This is a genomic window from Pseudomonas lalucatii (assembly GCF_018398425.1).
GTDB classification, from domain to species: domain Bacteria; phylum Pseudomonadota; class Gammaproteobacteria; order Pseudomonadales; family Pseudomonadaceae; genus Aquipseudomonas; species Aquipseudomonas lalucatii.
Window position 1 is genome coordinate 1,029,192 of sequence record NZ_JADPMV010000002.1, and the last position, 15,553, is coordinate 1,044,744.

14 protein-coding genes are annotated in these 15,553 nt (G+C 67.6%); 10 read left to right on the forward strand and 4 right to left on the reverse strand.

Features of this window, described 5'->3' with window-relative positions:
• Positions 1-2 precede the first annotated feature (2 nt).
• Complete coding sequence (gene mreB / locus I0D00_RS18255) at positions 3-1,040, reverse strand: rod shape-determining protein (RefSeq protein WP_213641231.1); 1,038 nt, start codon at positions 1,038-1,040, stop codon at positions 3-5.
• A 227-nt stretch (positions 1,041-1,267) separates the two neighbouring features.
• Between mreB and gatC the strand changes: the two genes are divergently transcribed.
• From gatC to I0D00_RS18280, 5 genes are all read left to right on the forward strand, one after another.
• Complete coding sequence (gene gatC, locus I0D00_RS18260) at positions 1,268-1,555, forward strand: Asp-tRNA(Asn)/Glu-tRNA(Gln) amidotransferase subunit GatC (RefSeq protein ID WP_213641232.1); 288 nt, start codon at positions 1,268-1,270, stop codon at positions 1,553-1,555.
• Positions 1,556-1,571: 16 nt separating this feature from the next.
• The gene (gatA, locus tag I0D00_RS18265) at positions 1,572-3,023 is read left to right on the forward strand and encodes an Asp-tRNA(Asn)/Glu-tRNA(Gln) amidotransferase subunit GatA (protein ID WP_213641233.1); all 1,452 of its coding nucleotides are present in this window, start codon (positions 1,572-1,574) and stop codon (positions 3,021-3,023) included.
• Between the two features lie 11 nt (positions 3,024-3,034).
• Complete coding sequence (gene gatB / locus I0D00_RS18270) at positions 3,035-4,480, forward strand: Asp-tRNA(Asn)/Glu-tRNA(Gln) amidotransferase subunit GatB (protein ID WP_213641234.1); 1,446 nt, start codon at positions 3,035-3,037, stop codon at positions 4,478-4,480.
• A gap of 94 nt (positions 4,481-4,574) precedes the next feature.
• Positions 4,575-4,946, forward strand: a complete 372-nt coding sequence (locus I0D00_RS18275) for a septal ring lytic transglycosylase RlpA family protein (protein ID WP_213641235.1) — start codon at positions 4,575-4,577, stop codon at positions 4,944-4,946.
• Positions 4,947-5,047: 101 nt separating this feature from the next.
• The gene (locus I0D00_RS18280; protein ID WP_213641236.1) at positions 5,048-6,136 is read left to right on the forward strand and encodes a calcium/sodium antiporter; all 1,089 of its coding nucleotides are present in this window, start codon (positions 5,048-5,050) and stop codon (positions 6,134-6,136) included.
• Between the two features lie 4 nt (positions 6,137-6,140).
• On the opposite strand, the gene I0D00_RS18285 is transcribed toward I0D00_RS18280, so the two are convergent.
• The 3 genes from I0D00_RS18285 to I0D00_RS18295 all read right to left on the reverse strand — a co-directional run bounded on the left by I0D00_RS18285 (position 6,141) and on the right by I0D00_RS18295 (position 9,028).
• Positions 6,141-7,082: an AEC family transporter gene (locus I0D00_RS18285; protein ID WP_213641237.1), complete on the reverse strand. Its 942-nt coding sequence runs from the start codon at positions 7,080-7,082 to the stop codon at positions 6,141-6,143.
• Between the two features lie 108 nt (positions 7,083-7,190).
• On the reverse strand, positions 7,191-7,751 hold the full coding sequence (locus I0D00_RS18290; protein WP_213641238.1) for a response regulator transcription factor: 561 nt from the start codon (positions 7,749-7,751) through the stop codon (positions 7,191-7,193).
• A gap of 23 nt (positions 7,752-7,774) precedes the next feature.
• Positions 7,775-9,028, reverse strand: a complete 1,254-nt coding sequence (locus I0D00_RS18295) for an ATP-binding protein (protein WP_213641239.1) — start codon at positions 9,026-9,028, stop codon at positions 7,775-7,777.
• A 223-nt stretch (positions 9,029-9,251) separates the two neighbouring features.
• Between I0D00_RS18295 and I0D00_RS18300 the strand changes: the two genes are divergently transcribed.
• From I0D00_RS18300 to I0D00_RS18320, 5 genes are all read left to right on the forward strand, one after another.
• Positions 9,252-9,953 carry an SIMPL domain-containing protein gene (locus I0D00_RS18300; protein WP_213641240.1) on the forward strand — a complete coding sequence of 234 codons (702 nt, stop codon included), beginning with the start codon at positions 9,252-9,254 and terminating at the stop codon, positions 9,951-9,953.
• A gap of 217 nt (positions 9,954-10,170) precedes the next feature.
• Positions 10,171-11,772 (forward strand): ABC transporter substrate-binding protein, encoded by a 1,602-nt coding sequence (locus I0D00_RS18305; RefSeq protein ID WP_213641241.1) that lies wholly within the window; start codon positions 10,171-10,173, stop codon positions 11,770-11,772.
• A gap of 108 nt (positions 11,773-11,880) precedes the next feature.
• Positions 11,881-13,488, forward strand: a complete 1,608-nt coding sequence (locus I0D00_RS18310) for an ABC transporter substrate-binding protein (RefSeq protein ID WP_213641242.1) — start codon at positions 11,881-11,883, stop codon at positions 13,486-13,488.
• A 119-nt stretch (positions 13,489-13,607) separates the two neighbouring features.
• Positions 13,608-14,618 (forward strand): ABC transporter permease subunit, encoded by a 1,011-nt coding sequence (locus I0D00_RS18315; protein WP_213641243.1) that lies wholly within the window; start codon positions 13,608-13,610, stop codon positions 14,616-14,618.
• A 13-nt stretch (positions 14,619-14,631) separates the two neighbouring features.
• Positions 14,632-15,543: an ABC transporter permease subunit gene (locus tag I0D00_RS18320; protein WP_213641244.1), complete on the forward strand. Its 912-nt coding sequence runs from the start codon at positions 14,632-14,634 to the stop codon at positions 15,541-15,543.
• The last annotated feature ends 10 nt before the right edge of the window (positions 15,544-15,553 follow it).

Consider the following 15,553-nt stretch of genomic DNA (forward strand, 5'->3'; position numbering starts at 1 on the left):
CCTTACTCCGTGGACAGCAGGTCCATGGTGTGACGGTCCATCATCTCCAGGGCCTTGCCGCCGCCGCGGGCCACGCAGGTCAGCGGGTCCTCGGCGACGATCACCGGCAGGCCGGTTTCCTGGGCCAGCAGCTTGTCCAGGTCGCGCAGCAGCGCGCCGCCGCCGGTCAGCACCAGGCCGCGCTCGGCGATGTCCGAGGCCAGTTCCGGTGGCGACTGCTCCAGGGCGCTCTTGACCGCCTGGACGATGGTCGCCAGGGATTCCTGCAGCGCCTCGAGCACCTCGTTGGAATTCAGGGTGAAGCTGCGTGGCACGCCCTCGGCCAGGTTGCGCCCGCGCACGTCGACTTCGCGCAGCTCGCCGCCGGCGTAGGCGGTGCCGATTTCCTGCTTGATGCGTTCGGCGGTGGATTCGCCGATCAGGCTGCCGTAGTTACGGCGCACGTAGGTGATGATGGCTTCGTCGAAACGGTCGCCGCCGACCCGCACGGACTCGGCATAGACCACGCCATTGAGGGAGATCAGCGCGATCTCCGTGGTGCCGCCGCCGATGTCGACGACCATGGAGCCGCGGGCCTCCTCCACCGGCAGGCCGGCGCCGATGGCCGCGGCCATCGGTTCTTCGATCAGGAACACCTCGCGGGCGCCGGCACCGAGGGCGGATTCACGAATGGCGCGGCGCTCGACCTGGGTCGACTTGCACGGCACGCAGATCAGCACGCGCGGGCTGGGCTGCAGGAAGCTGTTCTCATGCACCTTGTTGATGAAATATTGCAGCATCTTCTCGCAGACGCTGAAGTCGGCGATCACCCCGTCCTTCATCGGCCGGATGGCGGAAATATTGCCCGGGGTACGGCCGAGCATGCGCTTGGCTTCGGTACCGACGGCGACGACGCTCTTCTGGTTGCCATGGGTGCGGATCGCGACCACGGACGGCTCGTTCAGCACGATGCCACGTTCGCGGACATAAATAAGGGTATTGGCAGTGCCCAGGTCGATCGACAGATCGCTGGAAAACATGCCACGCAGTTTCTTGAACATGGGATAGGGACCCTAGGCAACGCGTGGGTAAAAAAGTGCGGCAAACTCTAACAACGGTGGGGATTTTGAGCAAGGCGCCAATATGTTAGATTGCCTGTTTTTCCGGGCTCCAGAGCCCATCATCGCGGCCTTTGACCGCCAGCTCACGGCATCCGTTCCCTGCATCGTTTTGCATGCACGGCGACCCGTTCACATTTCCACTGGCTGCCCTCTATTGGAGAATCCCAATGGCGCTTGAACGCTCCGACGTGGAAAAAATCGCCCACCTGGCCCGCCTGGGCCTGAGTGAAGACGATATTCCACGCACCACCGAGACCCTCAACAGCATCCTCGGCCTGGTCGACCAGATGCAGGCGGTGGACACCACCGGCATCGAGCCCCTGGCCCACCCGCTGGAGGCCACCCAGCGCCTGCGTGCCGATGCGGTGCGCGAAGCAAACCAGCGCGAGGCCTACCAGGCCATCGCCCCGGCCGTGGAAAACGGCCTGTACCTGGTTCCGAAAGTCATCGAGTAAGGGAATGAGCCAAGCCATGCACCAACTGACCCTGGCCGAGATCGCCCGCGCCCTGGCCGCCAAGCAATTTTCCGCCGAGGAGCTGACCCGCGAGTTGCTGGCGCGCATCCAGCGCCTCGACCCCCTGCTCAACAGCTTCATCAGCGTCACCGAGGAGCAGGCCCTGGCCCAGGCCAAGGCCGCCGACGCCCGCCGCGCCAGCGGCGAGAACGGCGCCCTGCTCGGCGCACCGATCGGCCACAAGGACCTGTTCTGCACCCAGGGCGTGCTGACCAGCTGCGGCTCGAAAATCCTGCAAGGCTTCAAGGCGCCCTATGACGCCACCGTGGTCGAAAAGCTCGCCAGCGCCGGCGCCGTGACCCTGGGCAAGCTGAACATGGACGAGTTCGCCATGGGCTCGGCCAACGAGTCCAGCCACTACGGCCCGGTGAAGAACCCCTGGAACCTCGAGCGCGTGCCCGGCGGTTCCTCCGGCGGCTCGGCCGCGGCCGTGGCCGCGCGCCTGCTGCCGGCCGCCACCGGCACCGACACCGGCGGCTCGATCCGCCAGCCGGCGGCGCTGACCAACCTCACCGGTCTCAAGCCGACCTACGGCCGCGTGTCGCGCTGGGGCATGATCGCCTACGCCTCCAGCCTCGACCAGGGCGGCCCGCTGGCGCGCACCGCCGAGGACTGCGCGCTGATGCTGCAGGCCATGGCCGGCTTCGACCCGAAGGACAGCACCTGCGTCGACCAGCCGGTGGACGACTACCTGGCGGCGCTCAACCAGCCGCTGGCCGGCCTGCGCATCGGCCTGCCCAAGGAGTACTTCGGCGCCGGCCTCGACGCGCGCATCGGCGAGAAGGTCATGGCGGTGGTCGAGGAGCTGAAGAAGCTCGGCGCCAGCGTCAAGGAGATCAGCCTGCCGAACATGCAGCACGCCATTCCCGCCTACTACGTGATCGCCCCGGCGGAAGCCAGTTCCAACCTGTCGCGTTTCGACGGCGTGCGCTTCGGCTACCGCTGCGAGAACCCGGTCAACCTCGAGGACCTGTACAAGCGCTCGCGCGGCGAGGGCTTCGGTGCGGAAGTGAAGCGGCGCATCATGGTCGGCACCTACGCCCTGTCGGCCGGCTACTACGACGCCTACTACCTCAAGGCGCAGAAGATCCGCCGGCTGATCAAGAACGATTTCGTCGCCGCCTTCGACGAGGTCGACCTGATCCTCGGCCCGACCACGCCGAACCCGGCCTGGAAACTCGGCGAGAAGAGCAACGACCCGGTCGCCGCCTACCTGGAAGACATCTACACCATCACCGCCAACCTGGCCGGCATCCCCGGCCTGTCGATGCCCGCCGGCTTCGTCGAGGGTCTGCCGGTGGGCGTGCAGCTGCTCGCGCCCTACTTCCAGGAAGGCCGCCTGCTCAACGTCGCCCATCAGTACCAGCAGGTCACTGACTGGCACCAACAAGCCCCGAGCGGATTCTGAGGACGACCGACATGCAATGGGAAACCGTGATCGGGCTGGAAATCCACGCCCAGCTCAGCACCCAATCGAAGATTTTCTCCGCCAGCGCCACCGGCTTCGGCGCCGAGCCCAACACCCAGGCCAGCCTGGTCGACCTCGGCATGCCCGGTACCCTGCCGGTGCTCAACGAGCAGGCCGTGCGCATGGCCTGCAAGTTCGGCCTGGCGATCGACGCCGAGATCGCGCCGAAGAACGTCTTCGCCCGCAAGAACTACTTCTACCCGGACCTGCCCAAGGGCTACCAGACCAGCCAGATGGATGACCCCATCGTCGGCAAGGGCCATCTGGACATCACCCTGGAAGACGGCACGGTCAAGCGCATCGGCATCACCCGCGCCCACCTGGAAGAGGACGCCGGCAAGAGCCTGCACGAAGACTTCCACGGCATGAGCGGCATCGACCTCAACCGCGCCGGCACGCCGCTGCTGGAGATCGTCTCCGAGCCGGACATCCGCAGCGCCAAGGAAGCGGTGGCCTACGTCAAGGCGATCCATGCCCTGGTGCGCTACCTGGGCATCTGCGACGGCAACATGGCCGAGGGCTCGCTGCGCTGCGACTGCAACGTCTCGGTGCGGCCCAAGGGCCAGGCCGCGTTCGGCACCCGCGCCGAGATCAAGAACGTCAACTCCTTCCGCTTCATCGAGAAGGCGATCAACCACGAGGTGCAGCGGCAGATCGAGCTGATCGAGGACGGCGGCACGGTGGTCCAGGAGACCCGCCTGTACGACCCGAACAAGGACGAGACGCGCTCCATGCGCAGCAAGGAGGAAGCCAACGACTACCGTTACTTCCCCTGCCCCGACCTGCTGCCGGTGGTGATCGAGCCGAGCTTGCTCGAGGAGATCCGCGCCGGCCTGCCGGAGCTGCCGGTGCAGAAGCGCGAGCGCTTCGAGCGCGAATTCGGCCTGTCGGCCTACGACGCCAGCGTGCTGGCCGCCAGCCGCGAGCTGGCCGACTACTTCGAGCAGGTCCAGCAGGCCTGCGGCGACGCCAAGCTGGCAGCCAACTGGGTGATGGGCGAGCTGTCCAGCCTGCTCAACAAGGAGGGCCTGGAGATCGACCAGTCGCCGGTGTCCGCCGCGCAGTTGGGCGGCATGATCCTGCGCATCAAGGACGACACCATCAGCGGCAAGATCGCCAAGATGGTGTTCGAGGCCATGGCCGCCGGCGAAGGCGACGCCGATGCGATCATCGCGGCCAAGGGCCTCAAGCAGGTCACCGACAGCGGCGCCATCGAGGCCATGCTCGACGAGGTGCTGGCGGCCAATGCCGAGCAGCTCGAGCAGTACCGCGCCGCGGATGAAGCCAAGCGCGGCAAGATGTTCGGCTTCTTCGTCGGCCAGGCCATGAAGGCCTCCAAGGGCAAGGCCAACCCCGGCCAGGTGAACCAACTGCTGAAGAAGAAGCTCGAAGGGTAAGCCGGGCCGCACGGCCCAAGCAGCACAACAGGGATGTCAGCAACATGCGACGCCGGGGCCTGCCCCGGCGTTTATCCATCCGGAGAGACTACCTATGCATCGTTTCGCTCTGCTGCTGGCGTTGTTCGCCCTGCTTTCCGGCTGCGCCAGCCAGCGCGTCGCCGACGACGGCTACAGCGCCGAGGGCCGCGCCTCCTATTACGGCGCCCGCCACCACGGCAAGAAGACCGCCAGCGGCGAGCGCTTCGACCAGCACGCGCTGACCGCCGCCCATCGCAGCCTGCCGTTCGGCAGCCGGGTGCGGGTCACCAACCTGCGCAACGACAAGACCGTGGTGGTGCGCATCAACGACCGCGGCCCCTACGCCCGCGGGCGCATCATCGACCTGTCGAAGGCGGCCGCCGCGCGGCTCGACATGCTCCGCGCCGGCGTGGTGCCGGTGCGCGTGCAACAGCTGGCCGACTGACGCACCCGGCCTTTACACGCGGTTACCAATAGCCGCCCCGCCCCTCTGGCCCGGCGCGTGCGGATGGCTACACTGGCCGCACCTTTCTGGAGCCCCTCGCCATGAGCCTGATGACCTTCGTTTACCTGATCGCCGGCCTGCTGCTGCTGGTGGCCGGCGCCGAGGTGCTGGTGCGCGGCGCCGCCAAACTGGCGGCGCAGTTCGGCATCCCGCCGCTGATCATCGGCCTGACCGTGGTGGCCTTCGGCACCAGCGCCCCGGAAACCGCGGTGAGCGTGCAGGCCGCGGTGAACGGCAGCGGCGACCTGGCCATCGGCAACGTGCTGGGCAGCAATATCGCCAACGTGCTGCTGATCCTCGGCACGACCGCGCTGATCGCCCCGCTGGTGGTGTCGCGCCAGCTGATCCGCCTGGACGTGCCGATCATGATCGGCGCCAGCCTGGTGGTCTACGCACTGGCCTGGGACGGCCAGCTGAGCCGCCTCGACGGCGCCCTGCTGTTCGCCGGCGTGCTGGCCTACACCGGCTTCCTGATCTACAGCAGCCGCAAGGAATCGAGCGGCGCCGACGACGAATTCGCCAAGGAGTTCGGCCTGCACGAAGCGCCCAAGCCCCATGCCGGCCTGCTCAACCTGGGCCTGCTGATCGGCGGCCTGGGGCTGCTGGTCGGCGGTTCCAACCTGCTGGTCGCAGGCGCGGTCGAACTGGCCCGCGCCCTGGGCCTGTCGGAGCTGGTGATCGGCCTGACGGTGGTGGCCGTCGGCACCTCGCTGCCGGAGCTGGCGACCTCGGTGATGGCGGTGCTCAAGGGCGAGCGGGACATCGCCGTGGGCAACATAGTCGGCAGCAACATCTTCAACCTGCTCTGCGTGCTGGGCCTGGCCTCGCTGGTGTCGCCGCTGCCGATCGCCGTGGCGGCCAACGCCCTGGCCTTCGACTTCCCGGTGATGATCGCGGTGGCGGTCGCCTGCCTGCCGATCTTCTTCTCCGGCTACCGCATCAACCGCTGGGAGGGCCTGCTGTTCCTCGCCTACTACGCGGCCTACACCCTCTACCTGGTGCTCACGGCCAACGCCCGACCGTTCGCCGAGACCTTCGCCGCCGCCATGCTCGGCTACGCCCTGCCGTTGACCGCGGTGACCCTGCTGGTGATCGGCGCCCGCGCCTGGCACCGCCAGCGCGCCGCCTGAACCCCTAGGCCCAGCCGCCCCACTGCAGCAGCAGCAAGCCGAGGTTGATGGTCACCACCCCCGCCAGGGTGGTGATCACGATGATCGCCGCGGCGAGCTGGTGATTGCCGCCCATGGCCCGGGCCATGACGAAGCTGGCCGCGGCGGTGGGGCTGGCGAAATAGAAGAACAGGATGCCCAGGTCGGCGCCGCGAAAGCCCCACAGCCAGGCGCCCAGGGTCGCCAGCAGCGGCAGCCAGACCATCTTCATCGCGCTGGAACTCAGGGCGATGGCGCTGCTCTCGCGCAGCGAGGCCAGCGACAGGGTGCCGCCGATGCAGATCAGCGCCAGGGGCAGGGTCATCTGCGCGAAGTAGCCAGCGGAGGTCAGCAGCCAGTCGGGCAACGCCAGCCGCCAGTAGGCCACCGGGATGGCCAGGAGCACGCCGATGATCAGCGGATTGCTGAGGATGCTCCGCACTATGGCCCCGGGGTCGGCCTTGGCATTGGGGCTGTAGATCGCCAGGACGATGGCCGCGAGCACGTTGTAGCAGAGGATCACCACCCCGGCCAGGACGCTGCCCACCGCCAGGCCGTAGTCGCCATACAGGCTGGTGGCCAGGGCCAGGCCGACGATGCCGTTGTTGCCGCGAAAGGCGCCCTGGGTATAGATGCCGCGATCGGCTTCGGGGCAACGCCAGACGGCCCAGCCCCAGGCCAGCAGGAAGGTCGCCAGGGTCGCCAGCACGAAGTAGCCGAGCAGCGCCGGCTGCAGGGCGGCATCCAGGTCGGCCCTGACGATGCCGAGGAACAGCAGGGTCGGCATGGTGCCGCGAAACACCAGGGACGAGGCGGTGTTGATGAAGGCCGTGTCGATCCAGCCCAGGCGCTTGAGCGCCACGCCGAGAAACAACATGGAGAAGACCGGCGCGGTGATGGCGAGGGTTTGCTGGACGACGGCGAGCATGGACATTCCGGACTATTAATTAGCCGGCTAATGATAGCCCCGTCGCCGAAAAAATTGCCGGAATTTTCCGCCCCTCCAGGACGGCGGACGGGCGCGCCGCCCGCCGCTTCAGCGCCGCACCGGGCGCTTCTGCAACTTGCGCTGCAGGGTCCGCCGGTGCATGCCCAGGGCCCGTGCGGTGGCGGAGATATTGCCCTCGTGCTCGGCCAGCACGCGCTGGATGTGTTCCCACTGCAGGCGGTCGACCGACATCGGGTTGTCCGGCACCAGGCTGTCCAGGTCGGCATGCTGGGTCAGCAGCGCGGCCAGCACGTCGTCGGCATCGGCCGGCTTGCACAGGTAGTTGCAGGCGCCGCGCTTGATCGCCTCCACCGCGGTGGCGATGCTCGAATAGCCGGTGAGGATCACCACGCGCATCTCGGCGTCCAGCTCCAGCAGCTTGGGCAGCAGCACCAGGCCGGAGTCGCCCTCCATCTTCAGGTCGACCACGGCGTAGTCGGGCAGGTCCTGCTGGGCCAGCAGCAATCCCTCCTCGGCCGAGCCGGCGGTGGACACCCGCAGGCCGCGGCTGCTCATGGCCCGCGCCATGACCCGGGTGAAGGTCGGGTCGTCGTCGACCAGCAACAGGTGGGGTTGCTCTTCGCCATCGAACAGCGGCTCGTCACTCATTTCTCACTCCTTTCGGGCCGGACTCAGGTTCGGCCGTAGGCTCGCGGCAACTTCAGCTCGGTGAGGGTGCCGCCCTCTTCGTGGTTATACAACTTTACCGTGCCGCCGGCACGGGTGACGCTGGCCTGGCTGAGAAACAGCCCCAGGCCGAAGCCCTTGCCCTTGGTGGTGAAGAACGGCCGGCCGAGCTGCTCGGCGATGGCCAGGGGCACGCCGGCGCCATGGTCGCGAATGCTCAGGCGCAGCCACTGGTGGTCCCAGTCCAGACGCACCTCGAGCTGGTCCGGGCAGGCATCGGCGGCATTGTTCAGCAGGTTGAGCAGGGCCTGGGTCAGGTCCGCCGGCGGCATCAACCGCGGCGCCGTGCCGCGTCCCAGGCACTGGTAGCGATAGCTGGCCTCGGGGCGCATCAGGTGCCAGCGGTTCAGTGCGGTTTCCAGCCACTCGACGCAGGACTGCTCGACCACCGCCTGACGGCGGTCGGCCTCGGCGGCACGTACCAGCTGCTGCAGGGTGTCCTTGCACAGCATGACCTGCTGCTGCAGCACCGCCAGGTCCTCCTGCAGCAGCGGCTCCTGGTGTTCGCGGCGCAGCTCCTTGATCAGCACGCTCATGGTCGCCAGCGGCGTGCCCAGCTCGTGGGCGGCGCCGGCGGCCTGGGTGGCCACGGCGAGCAGCTGCTGATCGCGCAGCCCCTCCTCGCGACGCTCGGCGCGCAGCTCCTCCTGATGGCGCAGTTCCTCGGCCATCTTGGCGACGAAGAAGGTGATCAGCGCCGCCGCCAGGGCGAAGCTCAGCCACATGCCGTAGATCAGCAGGCTCTCCCGTGGCCCGGGGGGCAGCTCCAGCGGGTGCGACCACACCAGCAGCAGGGTATAGCCGGCCAGGGCCAGGCCCGACAGGACGATGGTGAACAGCCAGGGCAGGGTCGCCGCGGCGATGGTCAGCGGCACCAGGTAGTAGGAGACGAAGGGGTTGGTCGAGCCCCCCGTGTAGTACAGCAGCACGCTGTGGATGATCAGGTCGCAGCCCAGCTGCACCGCATATTCCTGCTCGGTGACCGGCCAGGGGCCACGCAGGCGCACCGCGGTGAGCAGGCAGAGGACGAAGGAAATGCCCAGGGTGACGCTGAGTTCCAGCCAGGGCAGGGGCAGCAGGCCCGAGTGGTAGGCCAGGCCCACCGAACCGGCCTGGGCGGCCAGCACCAGGATACGGATCAGGGTCAGGCGCCAGAGGTTCTGTCGACTGGCCGACAACAACTGCACGGGTGCGAGCATGGGCTCTCCAGATAGCCGCGACTTGCGAGCCGAGCGAGTATAACCAAGGCTTTGCCGCGCCCACTGCGGCAACTGGCCGCAGTGGGCGGGTTTCGCCACCGCCTGAGAAGGACTCGCACTCTTTCGCGAAAACCGGAACTGCGGCCAACCCGGAAAGTCGGATAACTTCGTCTACCCCCAGGAATGCGCACGGCCGTGCGCGCAATGCTCACAAGGAGCCGTCATGCAGCCACTATCCCGTCTCGCCACCGCCCTCGGCGTCGCCACCCTGTTCAGCCTCCCCGCCCTGGCCGACGAGGCCCGCTACAACCAGGTCGCCCTGCGCGCCGAGGTCAGCCAGGAAATCGCCCACGACCTGATGCACGTCACCCTCTACAGCGAGGCCCAGGACAGCGACCCGGCCAGGCTCGCCGCACAGATCACCCGCACCCTGAACGACGCGCTCAAGCAGGCCCGCGCCGCCAAGGGGGTCAGCGTCGCCCTCGGCAGCCGCCACAGCTACCCGGTGTACGACGACAAGCGCCAGCGGATCTCCGCCTGGCGTGAGCGCGCCGAACTGCGCCTGGAAAGCGCCGACTTCGCCGCCCTGTCGAAGCTCACCGGCCAGATGCTCGAGAGCCTGAAGATGGCCGGCATGGACTTCAGCATCGCCGCGCCGACGCGCAAGAGCCAGGAGGACGCCCTGCTCAAGGAGGCGGTGGCCGCCTTCAAGGCCCGCGCCCAACTGGCCACCGAGGCCCTCGGCGGCAACGGCTACAAGCTGGTCAGCCTCAACCTGAGCAGCGGCGGCTTCCAGCCGCCGATGCCGATGCGCATGGCCAAGGGCATGGCGATGATGGAGGCGGCGCCGACACCGGAGATCGAGGCCGGCACCAGCCAGGTGACGGTCAACGCCGACGGCGTCATCGAAGTGCAGATGCCCTGAGCCTGCGACCTGGCGCGCGGTTATCGACAGATAACGGCGTATTGCCAGGTCTTTCCCGCAAACTTTCCGAAATGCGACAAGTATTTATAGTTGACCTACAGTTCAGGCTTTGCGCAGAAGATGTCGCTTGCCTCCGGTATACGCCGTGCATAGTTTCTGCCGAGGCCCCCACAAGGGGCCCCTCACGATGACAATCAAAATAAGACATGAGGTCACTATGCGTAAGAACGCCGTCATCCAGGCCATGCTCGTCGCTGGGCTGATCGCCAGCACGTCCGTCGCCCACGCCGCCAGCAACCTGGTGTACTGCTCCGAGGGCAGCCCCGCCGGTTTCGACCCGGGCCTGTACACCACCGGCACCGATTTCGATGCCTCGGCGGAAACCGTATTCAATCGCCTGACCCAGTTCGAACGCGGCGGCACCGCCGTCACCCCGGGGCTGGCCGAGAAGTGGGAGGTGTCCGAGGACGGCCTCACCTACACCTTCCACCTGCGCCCCGACGTCAAGTTCCACAGCACCGAATACTTCAAGCCGAGCCGCGAGTTCAACGCCGACGACGTGCTGTTCACCTTCGGCCGCATGCTCGACAAGGAGCATCCGTTCCGCAAGGCCTACCCGACCGAGTTCCCGTACTTCACCGACATGGGCATGGACGCCAACATCGCCAAGCTGGAGAAGGTCGATGAGCGCACCGTGCGCTTCACCCTCAACGAGGTGGACGCCGCGTTCGTGCAGAACCTGGCGATGAGTTTCGCCTCGATCCAGTCGGCCGAGTACGCCGAGCAGCTGCTCAAGGCCGGCAAGGCCGCCGACATCAACCAGAAGCCGATCGGCACCGGCCCCTTCGTGTTCAAGCGCTACCAGAAGGATGCGCAGATCCGTTTCACCGGCAACAAGGACTACTGGCAGCCCGATGACGTGAGGATCGACAACCTGATCTTCGCCATCAACACCGACGCCTCGGTGCGCATGCAGAAGCTCAAGGCCGGCGAGTGCCAGATCACCGTCTACCCCAACCCCGCGGACCTCGACTCGCTCAAGCAGCAGGCGAACCTGAAGGTGCCGGAGCAGGCGGGCTTCAACGTCGGCTACCTGGCCTACAACACCGAGCACAAGCCGTTCGACCAGCTCGAGGTGCGCCAGGCCATGGACATGGCGGTGAACAAGCAGGCCATCATCAAGGCGGTCTACCAGGGCGCCGGTCAGCTGGCGGTCAACGGCATGCCGCCGACCCAGTGGTCCTATGACGAGACCATCGAGGATGCCGGCTACGACCCGGAGAAGGCCAGGCAGATGCTCAGGGATGCCGGGGTCGCCGAGGGCACCGAGCTCACCCTGTGGGCCATGCCGGTGCAGCGCCCGTACAACCCCAACGCCAAGCTGATGGCCGAGATGCTCCAGGCCGACTGGGCCAAGGTCGGGATCAAGGCGAAGATCGTCAGCTACGAGTGGGGCGAGTACAACCAGCGGGCCAAGGCCGGCGAGCATGACGCGCTGCTGATCGGCTGGACCGGCGACAACGGTGACCCGGACAACTGGCTGGGCGTGCTCTACGGCTGCGACGCCATCGGTGGCAACAACTACGGCCGCTGGTGCGATGCCCAGTACGACGCGCTGATCAAGAAGGCCAAGACCCTCAACGACAAGGAGCAGCGCAGCGCGCTGTACAAGCAGGCCCAGCAGATCCTCAAGACCCAGGTGCCGATCACCCCGATCGCCCACTCCACCGTGTACCAGCCGATGAGCGACAAGGTGCAGGACTTCAAGATCAGCCCCTTCGGCCTGGTGTCCTTCTATGGCGTAAGCGTCGCCAAGTAGCCCCACCGTGAATACCCGGGCCGGTTACCCACCGGCTCGGGTTCCGTGCCAGAGCGGCCTACCCGGCCGCCCCCTGATCTGCACCACCGACTCCACGGGGACGCTGCAATGCCCAAGCCTTCACCCCTGCTCCACCTGCTGCTGGCCGCCGCCCTCGCCGCAGCCAGCCAGGTCCATGCCGCCGGCGCCAGCCTGGTGGTGTGCAGCGAAGCCAGTCCCGAAGGCTTCGATATCGTCCAGTACACCGCCGCCACCACCGCCGACGCCACGGCGGAAACCCTCTTCGAGCGCCTGGTGCGCTTCGCCCCCGGCAGCACCGAGCTGGTGCCTGCCCTGGCCGAGCGCTGGGAGATCGCGGCCGATGGCCTGAGCTACACCTTCCACCTGCGCCGGGGCGTGCAATTCCACAGCACCGCCTGGTTCAGCCCGAGCCGCGAGCTCGATGCCGACGACGTGCTGTGGAGCTTCCAGCGCCAGCTCGACCCCGAGCATCCCTGGCACGCGCTGTCCGTGCGCGGCTTCCCCTACGCCGAAGCCATGGCGATGGCGCAATCGATCGAGCGCATCGACAAGCTCGACACCCATAGCCTGCGCTTCGTCCTCCGGCGACCCGAGGCGCCCTTCCTGGCCAACCTGGCCATGGGCTTCGCCTCCATCTATTCCGCCGAGTACGCCGCCCAGCTGCTGGCGGCCGGCAAGACGGAACAACTCAATCGCCTGCCGGTCGGCACCGGCCCCTTCGTCTTCGAGCGCTATGCCAAGGATGCGCAGATCCGCTACCGGGCCAACCCCGCGTACTGGGACGGCGCGCCGAAGATCGGCAAGCTGATTTTCGCCATCACCCCCGAGCCCAACGTGCGCCAGCAGAAGCTCAGGGCCGACGACTGCCAGATCGCCCTCTATCCGCGGCCGGTGGACATTCCGGCGCTGAAGGCCGACGCCGACCTGCAGGTCCTCGAACTCGACTCGCTGCTGACCGCCTATATCGGCATCAACACCCGCCGCCCGCCGCTGGATGACCCGCGCGTGCGCCAGGCGCTGAACCTGGCGTTCGACAAGGACGCCTATATCCGCGCCCAGTACGGCGCGGACAACGCCAGCCCGGCGGTGGCGCCCTATCCGCCGACCCTGTGGGGCCACGACCCGCGACTGCAGGGCTGGCCCCATGATGTCCAGCGGGCCCGCCAGCTGCTGGCCGAGGCCGGCCACGCCGAGGGCTTCAAGCTGTCGATCTGGACCCGTCCCGGCGGCGGGCCGACCAACCCCAACCCGGGCATCGGCGCGCAGATGTTCCAGGCCGACCTGGCCGCCATCGGCATCGACGCCGACATCCGCGTGTTCGAGTGGGGCGAGCTGATCAAGCGGGCCAAGAACGGCGAGCACGACCTGGTGTTCATGGGCTGGGCCGGCGACAACGGCGACCCGGACAACTTCCTCACCCCCAACCTGTCCTGCGCCGCCGCCGAGTCCGGCGAGAACCAGGCCGGCTGGTGCCACGCCGAGTTCGATGCGCTGATCGGCCAGGCGCGCCGGGAGTCCGACCAGAGTCGGCGCGCCGCGCTGTATCGCCAGGCCCTGGCGATCTTCCACGAGCAGGCGCCGTGGATTCCCCTGGCCCACCCCAGGCAGTTCGCCGCCCTGCGCAAGGGCGTGCGGGGCTTCGTCCTCAGCCCCATGGGCTCGAACAATTTTTCCAAGGTGAAGTTCGATCCGTAGGAGCGGGCCATGCCCGCGATAGCTGTTCGCGGGCATGGCCCGCTCCTACAACGGAAAAAACCAAGCGCTGGCCCGTGCAGCCGCCGCACTGATGAACCCGATGTGGAGTACCGATAGCCATGCTGTCCTTTATCGCGCGGCGCCTGGGGCTGCTGATCCCCACCTTCTTCGGCGTCACCCTGCTGACCTTCGCGCTGATCCGCATGATCCCCGGCGACCCGGTGGAGGTGATGATGGGCGAACGCCGGGTCGACCCGCAGATGCACGCCGAGGCCATGGAGCGCCTGGGCCTGAACAAGCCGCTGTACGCCCAGTACCTGGACTACATCGGCGACCTGGCCCAGGGCGACCTGGGCGAATCGCTGCGCACCCGCGAGAGCGTGTGGCGCGAGTTCCTCACCCTGTTCCCCGCCACCCTGGAACTGTCGCTGGCCGCCCTGCTGTTCGCCGGCACCCTGGGCCTGATCGCCGGGGTGATCGCCGCGCTGAAACGCGGCTCGCTGTTCGACCACGGGGTGATGGGCATCTCCCTGGCCGGCTACTCCATGCCGATCTTCTGGTGGGGCCTGCTGCTGATCATGTTCTTCTCCGTGGGCCTGGGCTGGACCCCGGTGTCCGGGCGCATCGACCTGCTCTACGACATCGAGCCGGTCACCGGCTTCATGCTGATCGACACCCTGCTGGCGGACGAGGAAGGCGCCTTCGTCGACGCCCTGCAGCACCTGATCCTGCCGGCCATAGTGCTGGGCACCATCCCCCTGGCGGTGATCGCCCGCATGACCCGCTCGGCGATGCTCGAGGTGCTGCGCGAGGACTACGTGCGCACCGCGCGGGCCAAGGGCCTGTCGCCGGCCCGGGTGGTGTTCGTCCATGGCCTGCGCAATGCGCTGATCCCGGTGCTCACGGTGTTCGGCCTGCAGGTCGGCACCCTGCTGGCCGGCGCGGTGCTGACCGAGACCATCTTCTCCTGGCCGGGCATCGGCAAGTGGCTGATCGAGTCGATCGGCGCCCGCGACTACCCGGTGGTGCAGAACGGCATCCTGCTGATCGCCTGCCTGGTGATCCTGGTCAACTTCGTCGTGGACATCCTCTACGGCCTGGCCAACCCGCGCATCCGCCACCAGCGCTGAGGAGACCCGGACCATGAATGCTTCCACTGAAATGCCGGTCATCGACCAGAGCCTGCTCTACCCCTCGCCGCTCAAGGAGTTCTGGCAGGCCTTCGCCCACAACAAGGGCGCCGTCGCCGGCCTGCTGTTCATGCTGCTGATCGTGTTCTGCGCGCTGTTCGCCCCCTGGGTGGCGCCGCACGACCCCAGCGAGCAGTACCGCGACTTCCTGCTGACCCCGCCGCTATGGCTGGAAGGCGGCCAGGCGCAGTTCCTCCTCGGCACCGACGAGCTGGGCCGCGACCTGCTCTCGCGGCTGATCCATGGTGCGCGCCTGTCGCTGCTGATCGGCCTGTCCTCGGTGCTGATGTCGCTGATCCCGGGCATCCTCCTGGGCCTCACCGCCGGCTTCTTCCCGCGCCTGCTGGGCCCCTCGATCATGCGCCTGATGGACGTGATGCTGGCCCTGCCCTCGCTGCTGCTGGCGGTGGCCATCGTCGCCATCCTCGGCCCGGGCCTGATCAACACGGTGATCGCCATCGCCATCGTCTCGCTGCCCTCCTACGTGCGCCTGACCCGCGCCGCAGTGATGGGCGAACTGAACCGCGACTACGTCACCGCCTCGCGCCTGGCCGGCGCCGGCCTGGGGCGGCTGATGTTCATCACCGTGCTGCCCAACTGCATGGCGCCGCTGATCGTGCAGGCCACCCTGAGCTTCTCCTCGGCCATTCTCGACGCCGCCGCCCTGGGCTTCCTCGGCCTCGGCGTGCAACCGCCGACCCCGGAGTGGGGCACCATGCTGGCCTCGGCCCGCGACTACATCGAGCGCGCCTGGTGGGTGGTGTCGCTGCCCGGTCTGACCATCCTGCTCAGCGTGCTGGCGATCAACCTGATGGGCGACGGCCTGCGCGACGCGCTGGACCCGAAACTGAAGAATGCCGCCTGAGGAGCCGCCC

Coding starts and splice junctions, on each gene's coding strand:
- mreB (WP_213641231.1), bottom strand. CDS start 1,040: ATGTTCAAGAAACTGCGTGGCATGTTTTCCAGCGATCTGTCGATCGAC.
- I0D00_RS18320 (WP_213641244.1), top strand. CDS start 14,632: ATGAATGCTTCCACTGAAATGCCGGTCATCGACCAGAGCCTGCTCTAC.
- I0D00_RS18290 (WP_213641238.1), bottom strand. CDS start 7,751: ATGAGTGACGAGCCGCTGTTCGATGGCGAAGAGCAACCCCACCTGTTG.
- I0D00_RS18300 (WP_213641240.1), top strand. CDS start 9,252: ATGCAGCCACTATCCCGTCTCGCCACCGCCCTCGGCGTCGCCACCCTG.
- gatB (WP_213641234.1), top strand. CDS start 3,035: ATGCAATGGGAAACCGTGATCGGGCTGGAAATCCACGCCCAGCTCAGC.
- I0D00_RS18295 (WP_213641239.1), bottom strand. CDS start 9,028: ATGCTCGCACCCGTGCAGTTGTTGTCGGCCAGTCGACAGAACCTCTGG.
- I0D00_RS18280 (WP_213641236.1), top strand. CDS start 5,048: ATGAGCCTGATGACCTTCGTTTACCTGATCGCCGGCCTGCTGCTGCTG.
- I0D00_RS18305 (WP_213641241.1), top strand. CDS start 10,171: ATGCGTAAGAACGCCGTCATCCAGGCCATGCTCGTCGCTGGGCTGATC.
- gatC (WP_213641232.1), top strand. CDS start 1,268: ATGGCGCTTGAACGCTCCGACGTGGAAAAAATCGCCCACCTGGCCCGC.
- I0D00_RS18315 (WP_213641243.1), top strand. CDS start 13,608: ATGCTGTCCTTTATCGCGCGGCGCCTGGGGCTGCTGATCCCCACCTTC.
- I0D00_RS18285 (WP_213641237.1), bottom strand. CDS start 7,082: ATGCTCGCCGTCGTCCAGCAAACCCTCGCCATCACCGCGCCGGTCTTC.
- gatA (WP_213641233.1), top strand. CDS start 1,572: ATGCACCAACTGACCCTGGCCGAGATCGCCCGCGCCCTGGCCGCCAAG.
- I0D00_RS18275 (WP_213641235.1), top strand. CDS start 4,575: ATGCATCGTTTCGCTCTGCTGCTGGCGTTGTTCGCCCTGCTTTCCGGC.
- I0D00_RS18310 (WP_213641242.1), top strand. CDS start 11,881: ATGCCCAAGCCTTCACCCCTGCTCCACCTGCTGCTGGCCGCCGCCCTC.